The 6,000-nt window shown below is 63.7% G+C and carries 5 protein-coding genes; 2 read left to right on the forward strand and 3 right to left on the reverse strand.

The annotated features are described in order from the left end of the window. The first annotated feature begins 106 nt into the window (after window positions 1–106). Window positions 107–1,276, forward strand: coding sequence for a saccharopine dehydrogenase NADP-binding domain-containing protein (locus Q0030_RS37295; protein WP_298379062.1), 1,170 nt, complete (start codon window positions 107–109; stop codon window positions 1,274–1,276). Between the two features lie 66 nt (window positions 1,277–1,342). On the opposite strand, the gene Q0030_RS37300 is transcribed toward Q0030_RS37295, so the two are convergent. After that, complete coding sequence (locus Q0030_RS37300; RefSeq protein ID WP_298379065.1) at window positions 1,343–2,140, reverse strand: adenosylhopane nucleosidase; 798 nt, start codon at window positions 2,138–2,140, stop codon at window positions 1,343–1,345. 314 nt (window positions 2,141–2,454) lie between these two features. Here Q0030_RS37300 and Q0030_RS37305 point away from each other — a divergent pair, with 314 nt between their 5' ends. Further along, complete coding sequence (locus Q0030_RS37305) at window positions 2,455–3,672, forward strand: GNAT family N-acetyltransferase (protein WP_298379067.1); 1,218 nt, start codon at window positions 2,455–2,457, stop codon at window positions 3,670–3,672. Here the strand turns inward: Q0030_RS37305 and Q0030_RS37310 are convergent. Both Q0030_RS37310 and Q0030_RS37315 read right to left on the reverse strand, forming a co-directional pair. Beyond that, complete coding sequence (locus Q0030_RS37310; protein ID WP_298379069.1) at window positions 3,641–4,924, reverse strand: glycerate kinase; 1,284 nt, start codon at window positions 4,922–4,924, stop codon at window positions 3,641–3,643. The two genes, Q0030_RS37305 and Q0030_RS37310, sit on opposite strands and share 32 nt — an antisense overlap. Window positions 4,925–5,152: 228 nt before the next feature. Then, window positions 5,153–6,000: ABC transporter substrate-binding protein (locus Q0030_RS37315; RefSeq protein ID WP_298379071.1), on the reverse strand; the 848-nt coding region annotated here is incomplete at its 5' end.

Here is a 6,000-nt window from a genome sequence, read left to right on the forward strand (position 1 = left end):
GCGAATGTTGCACGGCCCCTCGCCAAAGCGACCGCGAAGCGGACCGAGCGTTTGCCGACGGATCTGAAGGGAGCGCTTCCAGGGGGGCTCGAGGAGGATCAACGCCGTGAAGCGGGACTTCGATCTCATCGTCTATGGCGCAACGGGTTACACCGGCCGTCTGATCGCCGAATATCTGGCGACGTCCTATCGCGGCGACGATGCTCCGTCCTGGGCAATTGCGGGACGTTCGACCGACAAACTCCAGAAGGTGCGTGCCGATATCGGCGCACCGGACGATTTGCCGTTGGTGAAGGCGGATGCTGCCGAGCCGGCCAGCCTGCGTTCGATGTGCGAGCGCGCGGCCGTGGTCGTCACCACGGTCGGGCCCTATCAGCTCCACGGTCCCGAGCTAGTGGCGGCCTGCGCGGCCACCGGCACGGCTTATGTCGATCTTTGCGGCGAACCGGGCTGGATGCGGCGCATGATCGACGTCCATCACGAAGAGGCGAAACGGACCGGCGCGCGCATCGTCTTCTCCTGTGGCTTCGATTCCATCCCGTTCGACCTCGGTGTGCTCACGTTGCAGGAGAAAGCGCGCGAGAAATTCGGACGCCCGGCGCGGCGGGTCAAGGCCCGTCTGCGCAAGGTGAAGGGCGGCATGTCCGGTGGTACCGCAGCGAGCGCTCAGGCGACGCTGGCCGCCGCGGCGCGCGACCCGGCCCTGATCCGGCTGCTGACCGATCCGTTCGCGTTGACGCCGGGCTTCACCGGGCCGTCTCAGCCGTCGGGCCTCGTCCCCGAATATGACACGAGCATGCACGCGTGGCTCGTGCCGTTCCCAATGGCGCCGATCAACACCAAGAACGTGCACCGCACGAACTTTCTGTTGGGACATCCGTACGGCAGGGACTTTGTTTATGACGAGATGATGGTGGCGCCGGGACTTGGGGACATCGCGAGCGTGACGACGGAGACGTTCGCCACGGTGCTGTCCTTGTTCGGGACCGGCGGTCTCAAACGCGGCGCAGGCCCGACCCGGGAAGCGCGCGAGAGGGGCTTCTACGACATCTTCTTTCTGGGCGAGGTGCCGGATGGCGGACGGGTCGAGGCCGTCGTCACCGGCGACCGCGATCCGGGCTACGGCTCGACCAGCAAGATGATCGCCGAGAGCGCACTCTGCCTCGTGCGCGACGTGCAGGGCGAGGGCGGCATCTGGACGCTAGGTGCGCTGATGGGACCGGCCTTGCGCGAGCGTCTGAAGGCGCGTGCCGGTCTCACTTTCAGCGCGCGTTGAGGTCGCGCGCAGTCGGCATGACCAATGATGCTGAGCACCTCAACTGTCTGCTCATCGTAGAGAGCGTCAACGAACGCCGCTACGCTCGCGCCCATCCGAGCAAGCTTGCGATATTGCGTATCGCGGGCACCTCAGATTGCGCTCATCCAGGCTGCATTCGGAATACACGATGCTTGAGCTTGGCTCCGGCTCACATGCTTGCAGGGAAGGCAGCCCTAAGCCCGGGCCAAGCAATTGACGGCAGCGAAGCAGCGCCGCGAATCCGAACAATGCATCGAGACCGGTCCGAAGCAGCATCGGTAACTCGCTCGGTCGTTTCATTATCGCACGGACCAGTGCGGCGAGATCGATCGTCCCGTTTGCACGCACTGCGGCCAAGGCGGCAGCAGGAAGCTGTCGACCGGCCGGATCCATGATCACGCGGACGGCAGTCATAGGGAGGCCGTGCGCAGCAGCGACACTCGCCGCCACATGGGATTCGTTATCGACCGCCAGCGCGCCCGTACTCATATGCAGTGATCGCTTCGCCTCTGTATGCATGGCGACGGTTGTCACACCGGCGATAGGACCACAAATCGAATCGGGGATGAGCCGAAGCAAGGCTTGCGACCAATTCCGATCAGTGGAGAGCTGAATCGTTTCCGAAATGATCGTCGATGCTACGATGCATGCGCCTGCCGGGAGATCGGGCGAAAGGCCGCCTGCGATACCAAAACTGATGAGACCGGAGCAATCCTCGGCAACTGCCGACGCAATGGACGCTGCGAGCGTGCTGCCGTCGCCACCGCAGATCGCCTCCGTGTGCAGGTCTGCAGCGATCCGCGCCTCGAATGCAAGTCCCGTGACTCCAATCACGACTGCCATGAGTCCCCTCCCGAATGTCGCGCTGGACGGCGCGCATGATAATTCGCGGGTGCCCGCGCACCGCAGGGCGATCGGCGGGCCACTCGTATCAATGATGCCAATGCATGCGGCCGTGTCAGGCAGGATGTTCCGCTCCAACACCAAGTCGCAAATGACTAATGAGTTAGTTTCTGACGGATAAGTCAGCTGTTCTGTTTTGGCGTTGTGATAAATGCTGCCCCACGGGCAGGATCGGTGGCGAGCGCGAGATCGTGCCGGAAGCTGGAACAGCGCACTCGACGAGCCAAATCGGCGCCTCCTCGGGATACGAGCCGATGCAATATGCGCGGCGTCTTGAAGTCATTGTGCGGGATGATTTGCAGCATTGTCCGCGCTGGCAGTTCGCTTTCGCGAACGAGCGTAAGGATCACCGATATTATGAATTGGTCGAGGATACCCTTCATCCTGAGTTCGATTACCGGTATTTTGTCATCAAGGACGCTGTTGACCAGGTTTGTTCCGTACAGCCCTTTTTCCTGATGGACCTGGATTTACTGGTCGGTGCGAGCCCGCGATTTGGCATGCTCATCGACACCATTCGCCGGATGTGGCCGCGCCTGATGCGTGCCCGTGCGCTCATGGTGGGATGCGTTGCCGGGGAAGGTCATCTTGATGGGGACGAGGCCTGCCATCGGGCCAGCGCGGAACTGCTGACTTCAACGATTGCAAGACATGCTCACACGTTCGGGGCACGGTTGATCGTATTCAAGGAGTTTCCCGCGCGATACCGAGCGCCCCTCGACTGCCTGACTACTCATGGATTCACCCGCATCCCCAGCCTGCCCATGACCAGGCTTTGCATCGATTACGCCAGCTTCGATGACTATATGAATCACGCTCTCAATAGCGCCACCCGCAAGAAGCTACGCAAGAAGTTTGAGGCGACGGCGCGAGCCTCCCCGCGTGTCGAGATGAGCGTCGTCAACGACGCGACGCCGGTGATCGCGCAGATCTATCCATTGTATCTCCAAGTCTATCAGCGTTCGAAACTGCACTTCGAGAAGCTGACGGAGCAATACTTCCGCGGCCTGGGACGGCGGATGGGAGACAGGGTCCGCTTCTTCCTCTGGCGTCAGAACGAGCGGATCGTCGCGTTTGCGGCGTGCATAGTGCACGGTGACACGATCTATGCGGAGTACATAGGACTCGACTACAATGTCGCCCTAGACCTGCATCTCTATCATTATGTATTTCGTGACATGGTGAGCTGGGCAATCGTCAACGGGTACAAATGGTTTCGCAGCAGCGGGCTGAATTATGATCCCAAGCTGCACCTGAGGCACTCGCTTGACCCGATTGACTTATACGTTCGGCACACCTCGACGTCGATCAACGCAGTGTTGAAGCGCATTCTGCCGGCGCTTGAGCCGACGCGATATGACGAGACGCTTACGAAGTTTCGCAATTATCACGAGCTTTGGGCGCAGCCTGAGACTAGCCCAGGTCCGTCGAGTACACGGCCTAATCCACCAGGATCACGCGCACGTCGTTGACGTTGGTCAGCGTCGGCCCGGTCAGCAGCAAATCCCCGGTCTGCGCGAAGAAGCCGGTGGCATCGTTGTTCTCGAGATAGGCTCGGGGATCGAGGCCGATCGACTTCATCTTCGCGAAGGTTGCCTGATCGATCACGGCCCCCGCGGGGTCGGTCGCGCTGCCGGCGCCGCCATCGGCGCCGTCGGTGTCGGCCGCGAGCGCGGAGATGTCGGGCGTATCCTTGAGCAGGTCCGCCAGCGCCAGCGCGTATTCCTGGTTGGGGCCGCCGCGGCCGTTGCCGCGCACGGTCACCGTGAGCTCGCCGCCGGAGATGATCGCAACGCGCTTGCCCTCGCTGCGCGCCTTCAGCGCCAGCTGTGCGTGCGCGGCCGCGACGTCGCGGGCCTCGCCCTCGAGATCGGCGCCGAGCGCGATGGTCTCGTAGCCGGCGTCCTGCGCGACCTTCACCGCAGCGTCGATCGAGGCCTTGGGCTTTGCCAGCAGCTCGAATGTCGCGCGTGCAAAGGCGGGATCGCCGGGCTTGCAGCTCTCGTTCCGGGAATCGTCGAGCGCGCGGCGGACCGCGTCGTCGATGGAGAGATTGTACTTGGCGACCAGCGCGCGGGCATCCGCCAGCGTGGTCGGATCCGGCACCGTCGGCCCCGAGGCGATCGCGGAGGGATCGTCATGCGGCACGTCTGATATCGCCAACGTGACGATTTCGGCGGCGTGCTGGCCGGCGCGTGCCAGCCGTCCGCCCTTGATGCGTGACAGATGCTTGCGGACGATGTTCATCTCGCCGATCGGCGCGCCGGAGCGCAGCAGTGCGCGGTTGACCTGCTGCTTCTGGGCAAAGCTCACGCCCTCGACGGGCGCGATCCAGTTCGCCGAGCCGCCGCCGGTCAGCAGCACCAGCAGCAGATCATCGGGCGTGGCTTCCGCCGCCAGCCGCAGCGTATCGTCGGCCGCCCGCAGGCCGGCTTCATCGGGCACGGGATGGCCGGCCTCGACCACCTTGATGCGGCGGGTCGGCACGCCATGGCCGTGGCGGGTGGTGGCGATGCCGACCAGCCGGGACGGTTCGAGGCCGAGCGTGTCGAGATAGTGCCGCTCCGCCGCCGCGGCCATGGCGCCGGCGCCCTTGCCGGCGGCGAGGCAGATCACGCGTCCCTTCGGCGCCGGCCGCAGCCGCGATGCCAGCACGACATCGGGATGCGCAGCCGCCACCGCGGCATCGAAGATCGAACGCAGGAAAGGACGACGGTCGGTCATGGCTATACCTTCACGAGAGCCGGGACGTGGGTAGATTGGGCCGCATTACATGCTCTGTTCCCTCTCCCGCTTGCGGGGGAGGGTTAGGGTGGGGGTGCTGCCACGAGTCGTATTGCGGAGAAAGCCCCCACCCGGATCGCATCTTTGATGCGATCCGACCTCCCCCGCAAGCGGGAGAGGTAAGGGAAGATCGCGACCGCTTCGATCGAAGCAATATCCATCCCGGCTTTAGTTTCCGCCGACTTCGCCGCTGATGACGTCGCCGAACAACTGCCAGCGCTCGCCCTTGAACTGCATCAGCTGCAATTGCTCGATCGGCTGGAAGTCGGCAGGCCCGGTCGACAGCGTCACGCCGGGCAGCAGGCCGCCCTGCGCAAACTGCTTCAGGCTCGCCGCCTGCTTCATCACATTGGCGCGGGTGAGGTCGTCGCCGCAGCGGCGCAGCACCTCGACCATCGTGGTCGCCATGTTGTAGCCGGTCATCGCCGAGGCATCGACGCGGTTGGTGTCGGGCATGTACTTGGCGAGCAGCTCGTCGAACGCCTTCATGCCGGCGTCGTCCTTCCACTGCGGATCGCTGGCGTCCTTGGCGTAGGCCGCCGAGATCACGCCCTGCGCATTGTCGAGCCCGGCCGGACGCATCACGGTCGCGGTGGAGGCCGAAACGTTGGAGACGATCGTCATCGGCTTCCAGTTCATCTCGCCGAGCTTCTTGATCGCCTGGGCGCCGAACTTCGGCGTGGTGAAGAAGATGATGACGTCGGGATTGGCGGATTTCAGCCGCACCACATGGGAATCGATGGTGGGCTCGGCAACCTCGTAGCTCTCCTTGGCGGCGATCCGCGCGGGGTCGCTGGCGAAGCCGTCTTCCAGGCCCTTGAGGTAGTCCTTGCCCATGTCGTCGTTCTGGTAGAGCACCGCGACCTTGGCGGAGGGCTTCTCCTTGAGCAGATATTTCGCATAGATCCGCGACTCGCTCTGGTAGCTCGGCAGCCAGCCCATGGTCCATGGGAACGCCTTCGGATCGTTCCACTTGGTGGCGCCGGTGGCGACGAACAGCTGCGGCACCTTCTTGG

The organism is uncultured Bradyrhizobium sp., from assembly GCF_947648125.1.
Taxonomy (GTDB): domain Bacteria; phylum Pseudomonadota; class Alphaproteobacteria; order Rhizobiales; family Xanthobacteraceae; genus Bradyrhizobium.

Excerpts from the sequence above, each read along its gene's own strand:
- Q0030_RS37300 (WP_298379065.1), bottom strand. The coding sequence starts at position 2,140 with ATGGCAGTCGTGATTGGAGTCACGGGACTTGCATTCGAGGCGCGGATC.
- Q0030_RS37305 (WP_298379067.1), top strand. The coding sequence starts at position 2,455 with ATGCAATATGCGCGGCGTCTTGAAGTCATTGTGCGGGATGATTTGCAG.
- Q0030_RS37310 (WP_298379069.1), bottom strand. The coding sequence starts at position 4,924 with ATGACCGACCGTCGTCCTTTCCTGCGTTCGATCTTCGATGCCGCGGTG.